The sequence below is a fragment of the Arthrobacter sp. LFS091 genome, assembly GCF_047977885.1.
In the GTDB taxonomy this organism is placed as follows: domain Bacteria; phylum Actinomycetota; class Actinomycetes; order Actinomycetales; family Micrococcaceae; genus Arthrobacter.
Window position 1 is genome coordinate 424,734 of sequence record NZ_JBFPFP010000003.1, and the last position, 18,691, is coordinate 443,424.

Below are 18,691 nucleotides of genomic sequence, written 5' to 3' on the forward strand. Positions count from 1 at the left end.
GCCTAGTTGTTGACGAAGTCGATGAAACCGGTGACGGAGTCCATGAAGCCTTTGGGGCTGAGCGTAATCTGGCCGCCTGCGCCCAGGCCCAGCTCTGCGGTGATCTTGGCACCTGCGCCGAGCGTAAGCCCGTCCTCGTCCAAGGAGACGGTGTAGTAGTGACTCTCACCTGCGCCCGCAGCGACTGTGCCGTTGAGCGTTATCTTCTGCCCCAGCACTTCCACGTATTGGCTCCCGGTCAGTTCAGCACCCGCACCGGCGCTGAACGCGCTGCCTGTGACGTCCTTGTTCTTGACGCTGACTTCGCCTTCACCTGCGCTGGCCCATGCCCCGGCCCGCAGCTCTCCGCCTTGGCCCACACTGAACAGGCCTCCGGCAAACTCGGTCTCATTGTCCGTGGTGATCTTTTGACCGGCGAACCCCTCACCGCCGCCGGAAAAGAGGAAGGGGCTGCTTGCGTTGGCATGGGCGCTGGCCTCTACCCCGGTCATGGCCCGGGTTGTGGAGGTGTTGGTAATCCAACCGTCAAAGAACTCAGAGCGAACCGTGGTGGTGTTCTCGGCCCCTGCAAACGCTTCACCGTTGGCGCTGGCGTGGGGGAGTCCGAGCCCGAACGGCACGCTGGCCTCAAACTCGCCGTTGGCGCGGGCTCCCACGAACGTTTCGTTGGTGACAGTGGTGTCCATGGGCCCGTATCCGCCCTTGGCCGTCCACGTCATCTGCCCGCCGGTGGATGCTTCGCCGGAGCCGCCCACTGTGATCCCGCCCGGTCCCATGGAGCCATGCGTTTCACCCGTTGCCTGGCTGTCGAAAGAACCCTCACCTTCAACTGTGACGGGGCCGTAGGTTGTTGGATCAAACGTGAAACCCAGTGTCCCTGAGCCGCTCCTGCCCTTTCCATCACCCAGCCCACGCCCCGGCCCGCCCAGGGAGGCTTGCTCCTGCTGTTCGGCATTGAGTTTCAAGGCCCGGGCGTTCTCCTTGAGGCATGCTGCTGCGGCGCCCAGCCGGCCCTGGAGATCACTGTGCCAGGCACTGCGGAAGCGGTCGGCGTCGTTGCCCCGCCAGTAGTTGCCTTGCTGGATCAATGCGTTGAGCTGCTGCCGCAGGCCACTGATCTTTTGTGCCTCAGAGTCCATTACTGCCGAAAGCCGCCGGAGATCTCCGACGTCGGCGCCCACCAATCCCTGCGCCATTACCAAACCAGTCCCATCACGTATCCCCTGAACGTAGCGACATTTGAAAACCTGCAGGCCAGTTTGGCGCCAGGCGTCTCCCGAGCATAACCAGTGCCAGGCAGGGCTGCCATGGGGAGAACTGCCGGTGTGAATAAAGCCCGCCAAAAAAACTTTCAGCAGGTGCGTAACCTCGTCGCGGTCCCCAGCGATGTAGGGGGTGTACGGGTCATGCCCGTGCATTGATCATCCGGCAGCGACCCAACAGCTGCCGGGGCAATCCCAAGTTTTTCGGAGGGTTTCATGTCCTTGTTCACTGTCCTTGCCACCAGCAAAGTCGCCGCGGGCGTCCTGGCCGCCGGAGCCGTGGCCGCCGGCGGAACAGGCGTAGCTGCCTTCAACGGCGCGCTTCCCCACGGTTTCCAGCAGACGGCGCATGATTTTGTTGGCGCTCCGGCCCCGGTCGACGGGAACACCGCCAAAGCAGTCACGTCTGAAGCAGCCGCCGCGACCGAAACGGCCAAGTCCAAGGTGACTGACGCCGTCGGGACCGCGCAGTCCAAGGCCGCCGACGCTGTATCCGACGCGAAGGCCACAGCCCAGCGCGCCCTCGCCACCTCACCGGAGGCCTTCGGCCTCTGCACGTCATTCCTCAATGGCGGACTGAGGTCCGACACCACGGTCCAGGGCTTCAAGTCCCTGGCGATTGCCGCCGGCGGCGAGGCAAAGGTTGAGGCGCACTGCCATGCCGTCGTCGACGCCGGTAAGGCTGCCGGTCTGAAGGTGGACGGCTCCGCGAAGGCAAACGCCGACGTCGATGCTGCCGCCACGTCCGGACTGCCGGCAACGCCCGCGGTCCCTGCCGTCCCCGCGGTTCCGGCTGTTCCTGGTGTCCCCGCGGTCCCCGCCACCCCGGCTGCCCCCGCAGTCCCGGTGCAGGTTCCCAGCCACGTTCCGGCCGTTCCAGGAGCTTCCCTCGATTCTGTCCGCTAAGCGGGCAGGGGCTACGGTTTAAAGGCGGGGCTCCTTGGCTTAGGACAAGGAGCCCCGCTACGTAACGTGGGATGGAGGCGTCCACGGGTGCTTGACCCTTTGGCTGATGAATATGTGCAGGCGGATCAGGACGACCCCGCGCTGCTCTTCACGGCTGCCTACAACAGCTACGCGGGGCCGGTCTTCGGCTACCTCCGTGCCCGGGGCGTGGACGACCCCGAAGCCGTCACGCAGGACGTCTTCCTGGCCCTCCATCCGCAACTCGAAACACTGCAAGGCGGGCTGCAAGGGGCAAAATCCCTGCTGTTCTCCATTGCCCACGCCCGCATGGTGGACTACTACCGCAAACGTGCACGAACACCCGCTTCCACGCCCTACGAACAGGACCTGGATGGCCGGCGCGCCCCCTCGGCTGAGGACCAGGCGTTCGGGCGGGACGCTGGCCTGGGGGTCTCGGACCTCCTGGAGGGCCTCGCGGACGACTACAGGGAAGTGCTGGCGCTGAGGGTCGTTGCCGATCTTTCCGTTGAGGAGACAGCGGCCATCATGGGCAAGTCGCAAGGAGCGGTGAAGCAGTTGCAGCGCAGGGCATTGGGCGCACTGAAGAAACGGGCACAACAAACGAACGGCACATCATGAGCGAACATTTTCCGCCCCGCGGGCGGCACGACGCGGAAGCGATCGACCACCTGTTGGCCGGTTCCGGGTTGGAGGGCGATGCCGGGGTCCGCGCCGAACTGCTCGAACTCCGCTCACTGGCGGCCACGGCGCCTCTGCCGTCTGAAGCCGTCCGGGCGCTGATGGTCCCGGCCCCCGCGGTGCGCGACCAACCTGCCGCGCACAACGAACTTGCCGCACACGACGAACTTGCCGCGCACAACGAACTTGCCGCACACGACGAACTTGCCGCGCACAACGAACCTGCCGCACACGACGAACTTGCCGCGCGGAGACGGAAGAAGCGCCGCGCCGCCATTGCCGGCCTGGCCGTTGTTGTCTCCCTGGCTGGCGGTGCTACGGCTGCGGCCGCGTCCGAGGGTGGCATCCCGGGCGCCTTCCAGCATCTTGGGGCAGCCATCGGTTCGGTGGTTTCACAGCTGGCGCCCGGCGCGGGATCCGCTCCGAAACAGGGCGGACCGGCGGGTTCGACCACTGAGTCGCCTTCCGGGGACGTCAGGCCCACTCCTGTGCAGAGCCAACCCGGCCAGGCGCCCGCTTTGCCGGAGCCAAGCGCCCATGAACGCGGTTCCCAGGCGCAACCCGGCGGGAGCGCAGCAACAAAAGCACCCAAGGTTCCCTCGCGGGGCGAGCCCGGCAACGGAGTCATTCCCACACCCCCGGCAGTACCCGTGACGCCTCCGGCCGTGGTTCCTCCCACCATCGACCCGGGAAAGCTTCGCCCATCGGACCTCCCGGTACCCGTTCCCATCCGCCTGGAACCCTCACCGCCCGTCATCCCCTCGAAGTGACGGAAAATGCCAATGTTCGTCAGGAATATTGGCATTTTCTGCCATCTCGGCACGCCTTAAACCACGACGGCGGGGTGCGGCGTCGGGTGGGAGCCGCCCCCCGCCCGCGGGCGGGTGTGGTTTTGCCCGTTAGGCGGAAACCAGGCTGTGCCAGTCGTTGACGAGGGGCAGGTTGTGCGCCTCGGAAACGGAGTGGTGTGCCACGTGGCCGGCGGCGATGTTGAGGCCGGCTGCCAGGGCGGGGTCGCGGTCGAAGGCGGCCTTGACGCCCAGGTTGGCCAGTGCCACGGCGTAGCGCAGGGTGACGTTGGTCAGTGCGTACGTGGAGGTGTTCGGAACGGCGCCAGGCATGTTGGCAACGCAGTAGAAGATCGAGTTGTGGACCTTGTACGTCGGTTCCTGGTGGGTGGTGGGGTGCGTGTCCTCGAAGCAGCCGCCCTGGTCCACGGCGATGTCCACCAGGACCGAGCCCGGCTTCATGCGGGCAACGAGCTCGTTGGTCACCAGCTTGGGAGCCTTGGCGCCCGGGATCAGGACGGAGCCGATCACGAGATCTGCATCGATAACTGACTTCTCGATCTCGTAGGCGTTGGAGGCAACGGTCTTCAGGCGGCCCTGGTAGAGGGCGTCGAGTTCGCGCAGCCGGTTGATGTTGATGTCCATGATGGTGACATCAGCACCGAGGCCCAGCGCCATGGCAGCGGCGTTGGTTCCAGCAACGCCGGCACCCAGGACAACAACCTTGGCCGGACGGACGCCCGGTACGCCGCCCAGCAGGACGCCCTTGCCGCCGGCCGGAGCCATCAGCGAGGAAGCGCCGACCACGACGGAGAGGCGGCCTGCGACCTCGGACATCGGTGCCAGCAGCGGAAGGGCGCGGCCTTCCTGCACGGTTTCGTAGGCGATGGCCGTGACGCCGGAGTTGATGAGCTCTGCAGTGAGTTCGGGCTCTGCGGCAAGGTGCAGGTAGGTGAAGAGGATCAGGCCCTTGCGGAAGCGGTGGTACTCGGCCGCGATGGGTTCCTTGACCTTCATGACCATGTCCGCACGGCCCCAGACGTCATCGGCTTCGTTGACGATTTCGGCGCCGGCGATCGAGTATTCCTCATCGGTGATGCCCGAGCCGAGGCCTGCGCCGCGCTCAACCAGAACGGTGTGTCCGTGCGTGCGGAATTCGTGGACACCTGCGGCCGTGATGGCTACGCGGAATTCGTTGTTCTTGATTTCTTTGGGGACGCCGATGATCATTTGTGGGCTCCATCGTTAGCGGCCTCTTCGGCCGAAAATGTGTTGCGGGCTGTGGTTCCAGAATAAATCCGGCTGTGAGGCAGGCGACATGGAAGCCCAGGGCTACCAGTCAGCAAAAGGCCGGAAATTCAACGATCTTCTTCATATGGACTCGACATTTGTCGAGCACTCAAGCGTCAGGTGTCGCCTCCTGTTGGTACGCTTTCCAGATGCAGCAGGACGTGGAACAGATCGTAGAACGCGTCGCGTTGAAGCTCGGCCGCGGCTTGTCACTGGAAGACCTCGATGGCGTGCTCCTCGCCTACAGCTCCAACCAGTCGCACGCCGACCGCGTCCGCGTGAACTTCCTGCTCAGCAAGCGCGTCCCCACCGACGTCAGCGCCTGGCAGCTGTCCCACGGCATCTCCACGGCAGTACGCCCGGTGGTGGTTCCCGCCAACGACGAACTCGGGATGTTGGGCCGGGTCTGCGTCCCGCTACTGGTCCGCGGATTCCGGGTCGGCTACCTGTGGGTGCAGTTGGACGTTGAAGAGCAAAGCGCGACGGCGATACTCGCCGAACTGCCCGGCGTACGGGACGAACTGGACCTGTTGGCGGGACTGCTCCTCGACTCCAACACGGCCGAATCAGAGTTTCGGCGCCGCCGCGAGCAGGAATTCCTTTCGGCCTGCAACGGCGAATCCAACGCGGTGGCTGCCGTAGCCGGGTGGAAGGAAATCCAGGGGCGGGGTCCATGGCAGCTGGTGACCATCCTCGACCCGGACGGTGCCGGGTCCGCCGTCGACCCCATCGCAGCAACCCTCACCCACCGCTCAGCGGCGCTGCAGTCCACGATCGGTGTCAACGCCGCCTTGTTCAGTGCCGGAACCGAGACGCATTCGGTGGTCCTGTTCCGGGAATCAGGCGGGAGGGCAGACCACGCACAGGTACTGGTGCACTACCAACTGGAACTCGCCAAGCGCGCCGGAAGGACGGTGGACCGCGTCATCCTTGGCATCAGTGAACCATTCCAGGTGATCCGGCAGATCTCCAGCGCCTACCGCCAGTCCAAAGTAGCGGCCCAGGCTGCCGCGGTTGACCTGCCGCTCGGCGAGCTCGTGGAAAGCCGGGCGGTAGGGGTTTACCAACTCTTTGATCGCCTTTTGGCGCCCGGTGGCTGGGATGACACCGGATCGGTCCACTACCGGACGCTGGAGGATCAGGACAGGAACGGCGAGCTCCTCCCGGTCCTGGAGTTGCTCTACGACAATGACGGTTCCGTCCAGGACGTCGCAGCGAAGCTCCATCTCCACAGGAGCAGCATCTACAACCGGCTGGGCCGGATCCGCCAGCTCATCGGGGCTGACCCGTTGAGCGGCGCGATCCGGCTTGAACTGCATGCGGCCCTGAAAGCACACCGCTGGGCACGGCGACCCAGGATCTAGGCGGCCTGTGCTCCCTGTTTTGGGGATCCGAGGACTAGGAACGCCTCAACCGCTGGCAGCTCCAGCGGCCCATCCTTCGCCTGAACGTGGCGGTCCGGCTGCTGGTGCAGTACCGGCCATGCCATCCGATCGGCGTTGCCGTACGGGGTAGCCGGGTGCTCACTTCACGGCCTTCTTGGCGGCGTCCAGGATCGCGTCGAGGGCGGTCCCAGTGGATTGCGGGTTCGTTCCGGCGGTGGGGTTCCCGGTGGGGCGCGGCTTGGGAGTGGCGGTCGACGTCGACGTGGGTGTCGGCGCGGGCGTCGGGGTGGTGGTCGGCGTCGGCGTGGTTGTCGGGGCCGGAGACGGCGCCGTCGTGACTGTATCGGTGGGGGCCGGGGCAGGCTGCGTCGGGACGGCCGCGGAGGCACCCGGCGCTGGGTTAGCCGCCGACGGCGCCGCCGAAGGAACCCAAACCGGGGCCGCAAGCGAGACGTGCGGGGCCGGAACCGACGACGGCGACACTTCAGAAGGTGCCTCGGGGACGGTCGCCGGCTGACCGGCTGCCGATGAGGATGACGCTGTTGGCGCTGCCGACGAGGCCGACGGTGAGGACGCGGTGGAATAGGAAGCCCGAGGCCCGGGCGCAGCCGAGCCCGACTCCCTGTCCCCATGGGCGCTCGCATCCTGGGCGGGGGTTTCATGGCCGAAGAACGGCAGCTCAAGGGCCTGGCCGAGGCCTCCCGCCGTGAGCACCAGCCCGACGGCGCCGGCGACCACGGCCATGCGCTGGCTCATGTGCTTGACCGATGCGGCCTTTCGAAGCACGGCTTGGGGTTCGCGGTTGAACGACGACGACGAGCCAAAGCCGGTCCTGGCGGGGACGGGAATAGGTGCCGGCCCGGCAACGTCGACGATGGGGATGGCTGCCGTGGCGGGCTCCGATGGTGTGGACTGCTGCGTGTCCGGCTTGGGTGCCGGCTTGGCAACGTCGACGATGGGGATGGCTGCAGTGGGAGGGCCCGGTGTGGTCGACCGCGGTGCCGCGGCTTGGGCTGCCCGTACTGCCGGGATCGCGGCGGTGGCCGGTTCTGCGGGTTCGGCTTCAGCCCGGGCTGCCCTTTCCCGCTCCGCTGCACGGGCGGCCGCGCGCGTGGTGGGCCTGGCAGCAGCGGTGGGTTCCGGCGTCGTGCTTGGTGCCTCAGGCGCCGTTGCTGGTTCTGTGGCGGATCCGCTGGCTTCGGCCCGACGGCGTCCGGTTGGCTTGGTGCGCTCGCGTTCGATGAGGGCGCGGCGCGGCTGATCCATGGTTGGGGACATGGTGGTTGCCTCTCAACGCCTTCGAGGTTAGCTGTCGGGTTCGGACGAGGCCGTCCGGCCGCCTCAGCGGCTTCACCCCGAGGGCTTGGAAACAAGCCCGGGAACTGTGGGTCCCCCGCCTCTGCCGCGGGTCTGGCGGATCCCGGATTGCGGCAGAGCTCGGCGTCAATCCGGAAGCGGCCCAGCGGAGATACGGGTCGCCCTACGACGGTACATGAGCCGGAAAGTAAAGTCACATTAATGTAACGGACGGTAGGTCGGGCTAAACCGGAGGCTCCGGGCGCCTACGCTTCGGGGCCGGTGCGGGAGCCGGCAGCTGGTGCTGGATCTCCGAGTACTGCCCCCAACACGGCCAAGATATCCACCGCCTAAGACTAGCTTCGGCGTCCGACGGCAGGGTAGACATTTCCTATGGACCTGCCAGTGATGCCGCCCGTCTCGCCCATGCTTGCCAAATCAGTTCCGGACATCCCCGATGTGGGTCACTACGAGCCGAAGTGGGATGGCTTCCGGACCATCGTTTTCAAGGATGGGGACGAGGTCATCCTGGGCAGCCGCAACGAGAAGCCCATGACGCGCTACTTTCCCGAGCTGGTTGAGGCGCTGAGGAAGAACCTCCCGGAGAAGTGTGTGATCGACGGTGAGATCGTCCTGATCGAGGGCAACAGGTTGGAATTCGAGGTCCTCCAGCAACGGATCCACCCCGCGGACAGCCGGGTCAGGATGCTCGCCGAGAAAACGCCGGCTTCCATGGTCGCGTTCGACATTCTTGCCCTGGGCGAGGAAGACCTGATGGGCAGGCCGTTCTCAGAGCGCCGGGCCATCCTGGAATCGGCCTTGGCCAAGGCCGAACCGCCCGTCTATGTGACTCCGGCGGTAACAGACCTCGAGCGGGCCAAGGAATGGTTCGTGCAGTTGGAGGGCGCCGGCCTGGACGGGGTTCTCTCCAAGCCGCTGGATGGAACCTACCAACCCAATAAGCGCGTGATGTTCAAGACCAAGCATGTTCGGACCGCGGACTGTGTGGTGGCCGGGTTCCGCTGGCACAAAACTGCGAAGGTGGTGGGTTCCATGTTGTTGGGGCTCTACGACGACGCCGGTCGGCTGCACCACGTGGGGGTGGTGGCATCGTTCCCCATGGCCAAGCGGGAAGCACTGGTTGCCGAGCTTGAGCCCTACCAGGTGGATCTCGCTGATCACCCGTGGGGCGAGTGGGCCAAGCAGGACGAGGTTGCCGGTGGTTCGCGGATGCCTGGTGCGCAAAGCAGGTGGAGCGGGGGCAAGGACTTTTCGTTTGTGCCACTGCGCCCCGAGCTTGTGATCGAAGTGGCGTACGACTACATGGAGGGCGACAGGTTCCGCCACACCACGCAGTTCCGCCGCTGGAGGCCGGACCGGACTCCGGAGAGCTGCGCGTACGCGCAACTGGAGGAGCCTGCCGATTACGATCTCGGGGAGATCCTGAGCCTGCCGTAGAACGTTGCCGGCCCGCTGTCACGTTGTCGGCCCGCAACGTAACAGCGGGGTAGCGACGAAATTACTCTTCGTGTCCCTGGTCGCTGCTCATGCTGCCTTCGGCCGGCGGTGTTTCGCCCGGGGGTACCCCTCCGCCTGGCTCCAATCCCGTGACGTTGCCGTCCAGGGGATCAGGGTTGGCCGAAGCCGCGGGATCGTCGTCCTCGTCCTGGCGCATGTCCGGATCTTCGTGGATGCTGTCCGCATCGGCGGTGGTGTCGAAGGGTCCGGTCGCGCCGCTCACGCCGAAGGTTTGGGGATCGTCTTCCGGGTCATAGCTGGTCATGGTCAAACCCTTTCGTAAGCAGACTTACTATTCACTTGCCTGGCCAGCCTAGCGTGATCCCGCCGGAGCCAACAAGGGCACCCAACCCAGGCTCCGGCGTCGTGCCCCCGGCGCCTAACTGCGGTGGGTGGCCTAACTGTGCTGCGTGGTCGCGGCGACGAAGCTGCGGATGGCGTCCGCCACCGCTTGCGGCCGCATATGCTGCGCTACGTGCCCCACCCCGGGAATCTCCACCAAGCGCCCTTGGTCCACGGTTCGGGAGAGCCGGAGCGACCAGTCGGGGCCTGCCACCTGGTCCCGGCTTCCGCGCAGGACCAGCACGGGCACCTTGATGCCGGCCAGCCGCTTTTCGGTGGGATAGCCCATCATCACCGGGAGTTCGGTGAGGTACCAGCGGAGCCCGCAGCGGAAGTAGTCGGAGATGACGATCCAATTGGACGAGGGACTCTCGCGCAGGACGCCGTCCAAGGTAAGCGCCAGCGATTGCCGGAGGATACTCTTGTGCCTCGAATCCACCACCGGCCCCATCAACACCAGGCGCTGGACCTGCTCGGGCGCATGCAATGCCGCTTCGATGGCAAACTGCACACCCATGGAATGACCCACCAGGACGTACCGATCGATGCCCCGGGACGCCAAGGCTTCCGCGATGAAGGCGCCATAATCCTCCACCTGGAGCTGCCTGTCCGGCTTGGCGGTCCCCGCGAAACCGGGCAGGTCGAAAGAGTAGGTTGGTGCGTGGGCGGCGAGAACGGCGTGGAGCCGCGACAAATACCGGTGCGACACCCCGATGCCATGGATCAGGACGTACGCCGGTTCGTCCCCGGAGCCAGTCGCGGGTGTCCCAGCGGTCCAGTGGATCCGGCCGGTCAGGCCCGAAACCTCGACGTCCGCCGCCTCAAACGTGGGCCGCTGCCTACTCGCTGATGTGGTCATCGCCATCCCCGGACTGATTCTTTCTCTGCGTTTCCAGCCACTCCATAATTGCTGCCTGCCGGATCCGACGATGCGTGCCCCGGTACTCCACGGGAATCTCGCCACGATCGGTCATGTTGCGCAGGTACGTGTGCGAGATGCCCGCGAGCTCCGCTGCCTGGGATGTGGTGAGCATTTCCTCCACGCTGCTGACCGTCACCGTATCGCCCCGGCCCAGCCGGGCAAGGAGGTCGACGACGGCGTCCCTCGCCTGATCGGGCAGGCGGTGGACTGTGCCGTCCACGAACACAGTGATGTCGTTGCTGTCCTGGAGGGAACGCGCGAGATTCCGGGCGTCGTCGGCGGGGAGGCCGGCCGTGACGCGGGGAGCTATCAGTGCCATGCCAGAAGCGTAGCCCGGAAGGACCTATTCCGCGTCCAGGTCCGTCTCCAGCAGCTTTACCAGTGCGTCCAGCGCGGCATCGGCGCCATCGCCCTCGGCCCGCAGCACCACAACGTCCCCCTTCGCTGCGCCGAGCGTCATGAGCGAAAGGATGCTGGCGGCGTCGAGCGCGTCATCGGCAGGGGCGCCCTGCATGGCAATGGTGACCTCCACGGGCTGTTCGCCGGCTGCCTCCGCGAAGAGTGCGGCCGGGCGGGCGTGCAGGCCGGAGCGGCTGGCGATGGTGGCTGTGCGTTCAGGCATGGTTTTCTCCTGGTGTTCCGGACGGATAGGGGCTAGAGCCCGAGCTCTTCAAGCACGGGAAGCTTGGCGCGGACCCAGTCGCGCGCTTCGGTGGCGCTGGGAGCTGACAGGGCAAGGCGGGCCAGCTCCTGTGCTTGTTCCAGCGTGACGGTCTTCAACACGGTGCCGACTGCAGCCAGGGAGCGCGCAGTCATGGACAGCGTGGTGACACCCAGTCCGGTCAGTACGACGGCGAGGGCCGGGTCCGCGGCTGCCTCACCGCAGACACCCACCGGCTTGTTGTTGCCTTCCTGGGCTGAACCTTCCACCGTGAGCTGCACCAGGCGGAGCACTGCAGGTTGCCAAGGAGTGTTGAGCTCGGCGAGGGGGCCCAGTTGGCGGTCGGCGGCCATGGCGTACTGCGTGAGGTCGTTGGTGCCGAGGGAGGCAAATCCGACTTCGCGAAGGACGGTGGCGGATGTGAGGGCGGCTGAGGGAACCTCCACCATCACGCCCGGTGTCTTGATCCCGGCAGCAGCACACAGCGAGGCGAAGCGTCCGGCTTCGGCCGCCGTGGAGATCATGGGAGCCATGACCCAGACGTCGGCCTCGGATTCGGAAGCTGCCCGGGCGATGGCTTCGAGCTGGCGCTCAAGGACACCCGGCGTGGTGAAGTCCGTGCGGTAACCACGCACACCCAGCGCGGGGTTGGGCTCGGTGGCATCCGTGAGGAACGGGAGGGGCTTGTCGGCGCCGGCGTCCAAGGTCCGCAGGACCACCTTCTTGCCCGGGAACGCATCAAACACGGCCTTGTACGCTGCGGCCTGCTCGTCCACGGAGGGTTCGGTGTCGCGTTCCAGGAAGCAGAATTCGGTGCGGAAAAGCCCGACTCCCTGTGCTCCGAGGCCGGCGGCAGCCACGGCATCCTTGGCTCCACCAACGTTGGCGAGGAGCGGTACCAGGTGGCCATCCGCCGTCGTACCGTTTCCGTCGAATTCGGCGAGGGTGGCGGAGGTTTCCGCCCAGGCGGTCGCAGCTGCGCGCTGTTCCTCGCCGGGTTCAAGGGTGACAGATCCGGCCGCGCCGTCCACGTACACTTCGGAGCCGTCGGCGATCGAGTCGACGCCGTGGGCGGCAACCACTGCCGGCAGGCCGAGCGAGCGCGCGATGATGGCGGTGTGCGACTGTGGTCCGCCTCCGGACGTTACCAAGGCGAGCACCACGGCCGGATTCAGCGTCGCGGTGTCGGCGGGGGCGAGGTCCTCGGCTACCAGGATGAAGGGGGTTTCGGAGGACGGGATGCCGGGAGCGGGCACGCCACGAAGTTCGGCCACGATGCGGGCCCGCACGTCCAGGACGTCCGTGGCGCGTTCGGCCATGTAGCCCCCGAGGTTGTGCAGCATTTCGGAGACGGATGCACCGGCTTCCCAGATGGCGCGTTCAGGGGAGGAACCGGCGTTGATCAGCTTGGCTGCCGATTTCAGGAGCATGGTGTCCTTGGCCATCAGGGCCGTGGCCTCCAGGACGGCTTTGCCATCGCCTGAGGCAGTGTCCGCGCGGCCCTTGAGCTCGTCGTGGACGGATTGGGCTGCCGCCTTCAAGCCGGCGACGGCGTCTTCCGGACTCAATCCCGCGGCCAACTGTTCGCCCGACGGCGGTTCGCTCACCGGCTTGGGCATCTGGCGGACGGAACCAATGATGCGGCCAGGGCTTACCCCTACGCCTTGGAAATTCTGCACTGAATCCTCTGTTCCTGCTTGTTGGTTCAGACCCGCCGGCGACGGCACCGGGAGCCCCATAAATAACTCTTGTGAGCCACTTCATATAGCAACGCTATAGGTGCTAGGGTAGCGGTTATGAGTTTCGATGACCAGCTTCCGCCCAAAATTCGGTTGCTTCGCGCAGCTGCCGAATTGCTGGCGAATTCGGAAGGGTCAGCGGTCTCAACGCGCCAGATCACCAAGCTTGCCGGGGTCACGGCGCCCACGCTCTACCACCACTTTGGCGACAAAGAAGGGCTTTTCGACGCCGTCGTTTCCGCCGGTTTCGAAGAGTACGTGGCGGGGGAGCGGGATTTTGCACCGTCCGGCGAGCCCTTGGAGGATGTCCGGCGGATGTGGGACAACCACGTCCAGTTCGGCCTGACCCAACCCCATCTGTATCTGGTGATGTTCGGCAACATCAGGCCGGAAAGCCGCCCAGCAATCGTGGCCGATGCTGAAGCGCTTCTGGAAGAGATGCTGAACAAGGCCGCTATCTCCGGTCAGATCAACGTGCCGCCCCGCGAAGCGGCACGAAGCATCCTTGCGGCCAACGTGGGCGTCACGCTCATGCTGATCGCAGAACCGGTGGAAGAACGGAACCTCGAGCTCTCAACGATGACCCGGGATTCCATGATTTTTGCCGTCTCCACGGACACCGCCCGTGGCGCCGCAGCGGACGACTCCGGCAAGTCCTCGGTTGTTGTTGCGGCAATCGCCCTGAATGCGGCACTGCAGGCCTCGCATTCGGACCAACTATCCAGCTCTGAACTGAAGCTTTTCCTTGAGTGGCTTCACCGCATTTCCAGCAGCTCCTAAGGCTGTTCTCGCTCGATCTGTATCGACTGACCCCGCGCCGCCGCGGGATACACGTTAGGAATTCACATGGCAACAGAGACAGTTGCGAAGCCCCGCACCAGCGCCCGTGTTGGTGTCCAAAAGTTCGGAACATTCCTGTCCGGCATGATCATGCCCAACATTGGCGCTTTCATCGCGTGGGGCCTCATCACGGCTTTGTTCATCAAAGTCGGCTGGATTCCGGTCCCGGAACTGGGTGGTTTCGGCACCAATGACAAGGGTGCCCCCAACGTCGGCATCGTTGGCCCCATGGTCACGTACCTCCTTCCGCTCCTGATCGCTTACACCGGCGGCCGGATGGTCTACGACGTCCGTGGTGGCGTCGTTGGCGCCATTGCCACCATGGGTGTCATTGCCGGTACGGACTCGCCCATGTTCATCGGTGCCATGATCATGGGCCCGCTGGGTGGCTGGACCATGAAGCAGATCGACCGCCTGTGGGACGGCAAGATCCGTCCGGGCTTCGAGATGCTGGTGAACAACTTCTCCGCCGGCATCTGGGGTGCAGCGTTGGCGTTGGGTGGCTTCTACGGCCTCTCCTGGGTCGTCAAGCGTTTCACGGAAGGCGCAGGCAGCGTGGTCGAATTCCTGGTCAACAACGGCCTGCTGCCGTTGACCAGCATCTTCATCGAGCCCGCCAAGGTACTCTTCCTCAACAACGCAATCAACCACGGTGTGCTGACCCCCTTGGGTATCCAGCAGTCGCTTGAACACGGCAAGTCCATCCTGTTCCTGCTCGAAGCCAACCCCGGCCCGGGCCTGGGCATCCTGCTGGCGTACATGTTCTTCGGCCGCGGCGCCGCACGGGCATCTGCTCCTGGCGCTGCCATCATCCAGTTCTTCGGTGGCATCCACGAGATCTACTTCCCGTACGTCCTGATGAAGCCGATCCTCATCCTCGCTGCCATCGGTGGCGGCATGACGGGCATCGCAACCCTGGCCATCACCAACTCCGGCCTCGTTGCTCCGGCAGCACCGGGTTCCATCATTGCTGTCATTGCCCAGACCTCACGCGATAGCTACATCGGCGTCATCCTCGCAGTTGTCCTTGCAGCGACGGTGTCCTTTCTCATTGCCTCGCTGATCCTGCGAACCTCCAAGAACAAGGGCGAGGACGATCTTTCCGCGGCCACGTCCCGCATGGAGGCCATGAAGGGCAAGAAGAGCTCGGTCTCCTCGGCACTGGTGGGCGACGGCGGCGGCCGCAGCGATGTGGCAGTACTGACCCGTCCCGTACGGAACATCGTGTTCGCCTGCGACGCCGGCATGGGCTCCAGCGCCATGGGCGCTTCGGTCCTGCGCAACAAGATCAAGGCGGCCGGCTTCCCGGACGTGAAGGTCACCAACTCGGCCATCGCCAACCTGAGTGACACTTACGACGTCGTCGTTACCCACCAGGACCTGACCGAACGCGCCCAGCCGAAGACCTCCAGTGCAGTGCACTACTCGGTGGACAACTTCATGAACAGCCCCAAGTATGACGACATCGTCGAACTCGTGAAGACCAGCAACGCCGAAGGCTCTGCCGCCGGTTCAGGCCCTGCCGCCGCGGACGCTAACGGAACTGCCGAAGCAACAGCAGTCGCCGCCCATGGTGCGCATGCCGCCGAGCCGACCGCCGACGTCGAAGGTAAATCAGTACTGCTGCGCGAAAGCGTGATCCTCAACGGCAAGGCTGGAGACCGCGACTCGGCGATCGACGAAGCCGGGCAGCTCCTGCTGGACCGTGGCGCAGTGGACATGAGCTACGTCCACGCCATGCACGAGCGCGAAGAATCGGTGTCCACCTACATGGGCAGCTTCCTGGCCATTCCGCACGGCACCAACGACGCCAAAGAGCACATCATGCACTCGGCAGTGTCCATCATCCGCTACCCCGAGGGCATCGATTGGGGCGGCAAGCAGGTGAAGTTCGTGGTCGGCGTGGCCGGCATCAACAATGAACACCTCCACATCCTGTCCTCCATCGCGAAAATCTTCACCAACAAGGCACAGGTTGCCCAGTTGGAGGAAGCCACCACGGTTGAGGAAGTCCTGGAACTGTTCGGAAAGGTCAACGCATAGTGAAGGCAGTCCATTTCGGGGCAGGTAATATCGGGCGCGGCTTCGTGGGGTTGCTGCTCCACGAAGCGGGCTATGAGGTGGTGTTCGCCGACGTCGCGGACGCCCTGATCAGCCAGCTCGCCGAGGCCACTAGCTATGACGTCCACGAGGTTGGCGACAACCCTGCGGTGAAGACCGTGGAAGGCTTCCGGGCTTTGAACTCAGCGACGCAGGAAGCCACAGTTGTGGAGGAAATCTCGACGGCGGATGTGGTCACCACCGCGGTGGGGCCCCACATCCTGAAGTTCGTCGCTCCGGTGATCGCCCGCGGGTTGGCCGCCCGCCCCGTGGACCTGCCGCCGCTGCAGGTGATGGCATGCGAAAACGCCATCAATGCCACTGATGTGCTGCACTCCGAGATCCGCGCCGCTTGGGATGACTCCGCCGGGGACCTGGACGCCGTCGCTGTTTTCGCGAACACGGCGGTGGACCGTATTGTCCCCAAACAGGCACCGGGCCAAGGCCTGGATGTCACGGTGGAGACGTTCTACGAATGGGTCATCGACCGGACCCCGTTCGGCGGCAACGCTCCGGTCATTCCCGGGGCTACCTTCGTGGACGAGCTTGGACCGTACATCGAGCGCAAGCTCTTCACGGTGAACACGGGCCACGCTTCCGCGGCCTACTTTGGCTACGCGGCCGGCATCGAGAAGATTTCGGACGCCATGGCTGATCCTTCGGTGGCCGCCAAAGTCCGGGCTGTGCTGGAGGAGACCAAGGAACTCCTGGTGGCCAAGCACGGTTTCGATGAGGCTGCGCAGGAGGCGTACGTGCAGAAGATCCTGCAACGCTTCACCAACCCGCACCTTCCCGACACCGTGAACCGCGTGGGCCGCGCGCCCCTGCGGAAACTCAGCCGGCACGAGCGGTTCGTTGGTCCGGCGGCTGAGCTGGCCGAGCGCGGCGTCACCCCCGTGGCGTTGCTCGAGGCCATGTCAGCAGCCCTTCGGTTCGACGATGCTTCGGATGTCGAAGCCGTGGAGCTCGGAAAGCTGCTGTCCGAGCTGGAGGCGGCCGCCGCCGTCGAACGGATCACGGAACTCACGCCTGCGCACCCCCTGTTCCCCGCGCTCCAGAAACTCGTGGAGGACCGCCAAGCGGAGCTCTGACGCTCTCTCACGTTCCACCCGGTTGGGCGTGATGCTCTCTCATGTTCCGCCCGGTTGGGCGTGACGCTCTCTCATGTTCCGCCCGGTTGGGCGTGACGCTCTCTCACGTTCCACCCGGTTGGGCGTGATGCTCTCTCATGTTCCACCTAAAGGCCCGGCGTCGAGCACTCACCTGAGTGTCCGACGCCGGGCCTTTCCGCGCCGGTGAGTGAGGGTTGGTGGGAAGTGGTTGGGATGTGAGTGAGGGTTGGAAACAGAAAAGCACGACGGCGGGCACCCAACCGGGTGGCCGCCGTCGTGCTTTTCGGTGTGCGGGTTTAGCGCGCTGCCGCCGTTTAGGCGTCTGCCACCGCCTTCCATTCGGCCACGCGGGCCTGATGCAGGGGCGATTTCCGGACCACGGCGTAGGCAACGCCGAGGATTGCGAACCAGATGGGCGTCACCAGCAGGGCGGTGAGTGTGTCCGGCTGCGTGGTCAGGGCCCACACCAGGAATGCGAAGAACGCGAAGACCACCCAGACCATGGGGATGCCGCCGGGCATCTTGAACGGTGAAGCGGCGTGCTGCTCGGGGCGGCGATTGCGGTACACCAGGTAGCTGGCCAGGATGATGGACCAAACGAACATGAAGCAGACGGCGGACACGGTGGTGACCATGTCGAACGCCACGCCAACGTCCTTGCCCGCGTAGAGAAGCGCGACGCCGGCCAGCAGCAGGACGCACGAGAGGAACAGTGCGTTCTGGGGTACTTTGCGGCTGGAGAGCCGACCGAAGAGCTTGGGTGCGTCGCCGTCGTTGGCCAAGCCGTAGACCATGCGCGACGTCGAGTAGATGCCGGAGTTGGCCGAGGACATGGCAGAGGTAAGGACCACGAGGTTGACCACTGTGGCGGCCATGCCGAGCCCGGCAAGGGAGAACATGGCGATGAACGGGCTTTGGCCTGCTTTGAACTCGGTCCATGGGGTGACGGACATCAGGATGATGAGGGCGCCTACGTAGAAGAGCATGACGCGCAGGGGGATGGCGTTGATGGCGCGGGGGAGGTTGTGCTCCGGGTTCTTGGTTTCAGCGGCGGCTGTGCCCACCAATTCGATGCCCACGAACGCAAACACGGCGATCTGGAACCCAGCTACGAAGCCCATGAATTCCTTGGGGAAGAACCCGCCGTGGCTCCAGAGGTTGGTGAAGCTGGCTGTTCCCGCGTGGGACTGGAAGCCGGTGAAGATCATGACCAGGCCCACCACGATCAGCGCAACGATGGCCACGATCTTGATGAGCGCGAACCAGAATTCGGTCTCGCCGAAGGCTTTGACGGTGGGGAGGTTCAGGAGCAGAAGGATGATGATGGTGGCCAGGCCCGGGATCCAGAGCTGGATTCCCGGCCACAGCTCGTTGGCGTAGCCTGCGATCGCGATGACGTCCGCAACGCCGGTGACTACCCAGCAGAACCAGTAGGTCCAGCCGGTGAAAAAGCCGGCCCACGGGCCCAGGAGATCGCCCGCGAAGTCGCTGAAGGACTTGTAGTTCAGGTTCGACAGCAGGAGCTGGCCCATGGCCCGCATCACGAAGAAGAGCATGAAGCCGATGATCATGTATACGAAGATCACGGAGGGGCCGGCAACCGAGATGGTCTTGCCGGAGCCCATGAAGAGGCCCGTACCGATGGCGCCGCCGATAGCCAGGAGCTGGATGTGGCGGTTGCTGAGCGAGCGTGACAGGTGGGGCTCGCTGTCCCTGCTTGAGGAGCGGAGTCGCCCTTGTGTTGTCTGGTCGGACATTAGTTCAAGAACCCTTCGAAGGACCCGCCATAATAGTGACGGCCGTTACAAATGTGTTCGATAAAGCTATAGCT

Annotated in this window: 17 protein-coding genes and 1 riboswitch; of the genes, 8 read left to right on the plus strand and 9 right to left on the minus strand. The window is 65.0% G+C overall.

Going from position 1 to position 18,691, the window contains the following annotated elements; translation table 11 throughout:
* Positions 1-2 precede the first annotated feature (2 nt).
* On the minus strand, positions 3-1,196 hold the full coding sequence (locus tag ACNQOP_RS07710) for a WXG100 family type VII secretion target (RefSeq protein WP_416403943.1): 1,194 nt from the start codon (positions 1,194-1,196) through the stop codon (positions 3-5).
* Positions 1,197-1,478: 282 nt separating this feature from the next.
* Between ACNQOP_RS07710 and ACNQOP_RS07715 the strand changes: the two genes are divergently transcribed.
* From ACNQOP_RS07715 to ACNQOP_RS07725, 3 genes are all read left to right on the plus strand, one after another.
* Positions 1,479-2,168 (plus strand): hypothetical protein, encoded by a 690-nt coding sequence (locus ACNQOP_RS07715; protein WP_416403945.1) that lies wholly within the window; start codon positions 1,479-1,481, stop codon positions 2,166-2,168.
* Positions 2,169-2,255: 87 nt separating this feature from the next.
* A complete protein-coding gene (locus ACNQOP_RS07720; RefSeq protein ID WP_416403947.1) occupies positions 2,256-2,807 on the plus strand; it encodes an RNA polymerase sigma factor in 552 nt (183 codons plus the stop codon).
* Positions 2,804-3,637 (plus strand): hypothetical protein, encoded by an 834-nt coding sequence (locus ACNQOP_RS07725; RefSeq protein WP_416403949.1) that lies wholly within the window; start codon positions 2,804-2,806, stop codon positions 3,635-3,637. The genes ACNQOP_RS07720 and ACNQOP_RS07725 overlap by 4 nt, the downstream gene beginning before the upstream one ends.
* A 129-nt stretch (positions 3,638-3,766) precedes the next feature.
* On the opposite strand, the gene ald is transcribed toward ACNQOP_RS07725, so the two are convergent.
* Positions 3,767-4,885 (minus strand): alanine dehydrogenase, encoded by a 1,119-nt coding sequence (gene ald, locus ACNQOP_RS07730; protein ID WP_257370766.1) that lies wholly within the window; start codon positions 4,883-4,885, stop codon positions 3,767-3,769.
* A 209-nt stretch (positions 4,886-5,094) separates the two neighbouring features.
* Between ald and ACNQOP_RS07735 the strand changes: the two genes are divergently transcribed.
* Positions 5,095-6,309 carry a PucR family transcriptional regulator gene (locus ACNQOP_RS07735; protein WP_416403951.1) on the plus strand — a complete coding sequence of 405 codons (1,215 nt, stop codon included), beginning with the start codon at positions 5,095-5,097 and terminating at the stop codon, positions 6,307-6,309.
* Between the two features lie 159 nt (positions 6,310-6,468).
* Here the strand turns inward: ACNQOP_RS07735 and ACNQOP_RS07740 are convergent, their stop codons facing one another.
* Positions 6,469-7,608, minus strand: coding sequence for a hypothetical protein (locus ACNQOP_RS07740; protein ID WP_416403953.1), 1,140 nt, complete (start codon positions 7,606-7,608; stop codon positions 6,469-6,471).
* 2 nt (positions 7,609-7,610) lie between these two features.
* Positions 7,611-7,756, minus strand: a riboswitch (cyclic di-AMP (ydaO/yuaA leader).
* Between the two features lie 263 nt (positions 7,757-8,019).
* On the opposite strand from ACNQOP_RS07740, the gene ACNQOP_RS07745 reads away from it, so the two are divergent.
* A complete protein-coding gene (locus tag ACNQOP_RS07745) occupies positions 8,020-9,084 on the plus strand; it encodes an ATP-dependent DNA ligase (protein WP_416403954.1) in 1,065 nt (354 codons plus the stop codon).
* Positions 9,085-9,145: 61 nt separating this feature from the next.
* Here ACNQOP_RS07745 and ACNQOP_RS07750 read toward each other — a convergent pair whose 3' ends face one another.
* The 5 genes from ACNQOP_RS07750 to ptsP all read right to left on the minus strand — a co-directional run bounded on the left by ACNQOP_RS07750 (position 9,146) and on the right by ptsP (position 12,748).
* Positions 9,146-9,409 carry a DUF6480 family protein gene (locus tag ACNQOP_RS07750; RefSeq protein ID WP_235521087.1) on the minus strand — a complete coding sequence of 88 codons (264 nt, stop codon included), beginning with the start codon at positions 9,407-9,409 and terminating at the stop codon, positions 9,146-9,148.
* Between the two features lie 132 nt (positions 9,410-9,541).
* The gene (locus tag ACNQOP_RS07755) at positions 9,542-10,345 is read right to left on the minus strand and encodes an alpha/beta fold hydrolase (protein ID WP_416403956.1); all 804 of its coding nucleotides are present in this window, start codon (positions 10,343-10,345) and stop codon (positions 9,542-9,544) included.
* Positions 10,326-10,727 (minus strand): helix-turn-helix domain-containing protein, encoded by a 402-nt coding sequence (locus tag ACNQOP_RS07760; protein ID WP_284986700.1) that lies wholly within the window; start codon positions 10,725-10,727, stop codon positions 10,326-10,328. The genes ACNQOP_RS07755 and ACNQOP_RS07760 overlap by 20 nt, the downstream gene beginning before the upstream one ends.
* A gap of 24 nt (positions 10,728-10,751) precedes the next feature.
* Entirely contained in the window at positions 10,752-11,030 is a 279-nt protein-coding gene (locus tag ACNQOP_RS07765) for an HPr family phosphocarrier protein (protein ID WP_235521081.1), read from the minus strand.
* Between the two features lie 32 nt (positions 11,031-11,062).
* On the minus strand, positions 11,063-12,748 hold the full coding sequence (gene ptsP / locus ACNQOP_RS07770) for a phosphoenolpyruvate--protein phosphotransferase (RefSeq protein WP_416403958.1): 1,686 nt from the start codon (positions 12,746-12,748) through the stop codon (positions 11,063-11,065).
* Between the two features lie 117 nt (positions 12,749-12,865).
* Between ptsP and ACNQOP_RS07775 the strand changes: the two genes are divergently transcribed.
* From ACNQOP_RS07775 to ACNQOP_RS07785, 3 genes are all read left to right on the plus strand, one after another.
* Positions 12,866-13,588, plus strand: coding sequence for a TetR/AcrR family transcriptional regulator (locus ACNQOP_RS07775; protein ID WP_235521078.1), 723 nt, complete (start codon positions 12,866-12,868; stop codon positions 13,586-13,588).
* 66 nt (positions 13,589-13,654) lie between these two features.
* The gene (locus ACNQOP_RS07780) at positions 13,655-15,691 is read left to right on the plus strand and encodes a PTS mannitol transporter subunit IICBA (protein WP_416403960.1); all 2,037 of its coding nucleotides are present in this window, start codon (positions 13,655-13,657) and stop codon (positions 15,689-15,691) included.
* Positions 15,691-16,839 (plus strand): mannitol-1-phosphate 5-dehydrogenase, encoded by a 1,149-nt coding sequence (locus ACNQOP_RS07785; RefSeq protein WP_416403962.1) that lies wholly within the window; start codon positions 15,691-15,693, stop codon positions 16,837-16,839. Before ACNQOP_RS07780 ends, ACNQOP_RS07785 begins: the two co-directional genes overlap by 1 nt.
* A gap of 335 nt (positions 16,840-17,174) precedes the next feature.
* Here the strand turns inward: ACNQOP_RS07785 and cycA are convergent, their stop codons facing one another.
* Complete coding sequence (gene cycA, locus ACNQOP_RS07790; RefSeq protein ID WP_416403964.1) at positions 17,175-18,617, minus strand: D-serine/D-alanine/glycine transporter; 1,443 nt, start codon at positions 18,615-18,617, stop codon at positions 17,175-17,177.
* Positions 18,618-18,691: the final 74 nt, after the last annotated feature.

Bases quoted from the DNA above. Each gene is read 5' to 3' on its own strand.
- ACNQOP_RS07735 (WP_416403951.1), top strand. From the start codon at position 5,095: ATGCAGCAGGACGTGGAACAGATCGTAGAACGCGTCGCGTTGAAGCTC.
- ACNQOP_RS07715 (WP_416403945.1), top strand. From the start codon at position 1,479: ATGTCCTTGTTCACTGTCCTTGCCACCAGCAAAGTCGCCGCGGGCGTC.
- ACNQOP_RS07740 (WP_416403953.1), bottom strand. From the start codon at position 7,608: ATGTCCCCAACCATGGATCAGCCGCGCCGCGCCCTCATCGAACGCGAG.
- ACNQOP_RS07725 (WP_416403949.1), top strand. From the start codon at position 2,804: ATGAGCGAACATTTTCCGCCCCGCGGGCGGCACGACGCGGAAGCGATC.
- ACNQOP_RS07765 (WP_235521081.1), bottom strand. From the start codon at position 11,030: ATGCCTGAACGCACAGCCACCATCGCCAGCCGCTCCGGCCTGCACGCC.
- ACNQOP_RS07750 (WP_235521087.1), bottom strand. From the start codon at position 9,409: ATGACCAGCTATGACCCGGAAGACGATCCCCAAACCTTCGGCGTGAGC.
- ACNQOP_RS07775 (WP_235521078.1), top strand. From the start codon at position 12,866: ATGAGTTTCGATGACCAGCTTCCGCCCAAAATTCGGTTGCTTCGCGCA.
- ACNQOP_RS07780 (WP_416403960.1), top strand. From the start codon at position 13,655: ATGGCAACAGAGACAGTTGCGAAGCCCCGCACCAGCGCCCGTGTTGGT.
- ACNQOP_RS07760 (WP_284986700.1), bottom strand. From the start codon at position 10,727: ATGGCACTGATAGCTCCCCGCGTCACGGCCGGCCTCCCCGCCGACGAC.
- ACNQOP_RS07745 (WP_416403954.1), top strand. From the start codon at position 8,020: ATGGACCTGCCAGTGATGCCGCCCGTCTCGCCCATGCTTGCCAAATCA.
- cycA (WP_416403964.1), bottom strand. From the start codon at position 18,617: ATGTCCGACCAGACAACACAAGGGCGACTCCGCTCCTCAAGCAGGGAC.
- ACNQOP_RS07755 (WP_416403956.1), bottom strand. From the start codon at position 10,345: ATGACCACATCAGCGAGTAGGCAGCGGCCCACGTTTGAGGCGGCGGAC.
- ald (WP_257370766.1), bottom strand. From the start codon at position 4,885: ATGATCATCGGCGTCCCCAAAGAAATCAAGAACAACGAATTCCGCGTA.
- ACNQOP_RS07710 (WP_416403943.1), bottom strand. From the start codon at position 1,196: ATGGCGCAGGGATTGGTGGGCGCCGACGTCGGAGATCTCCGGCGGCTT.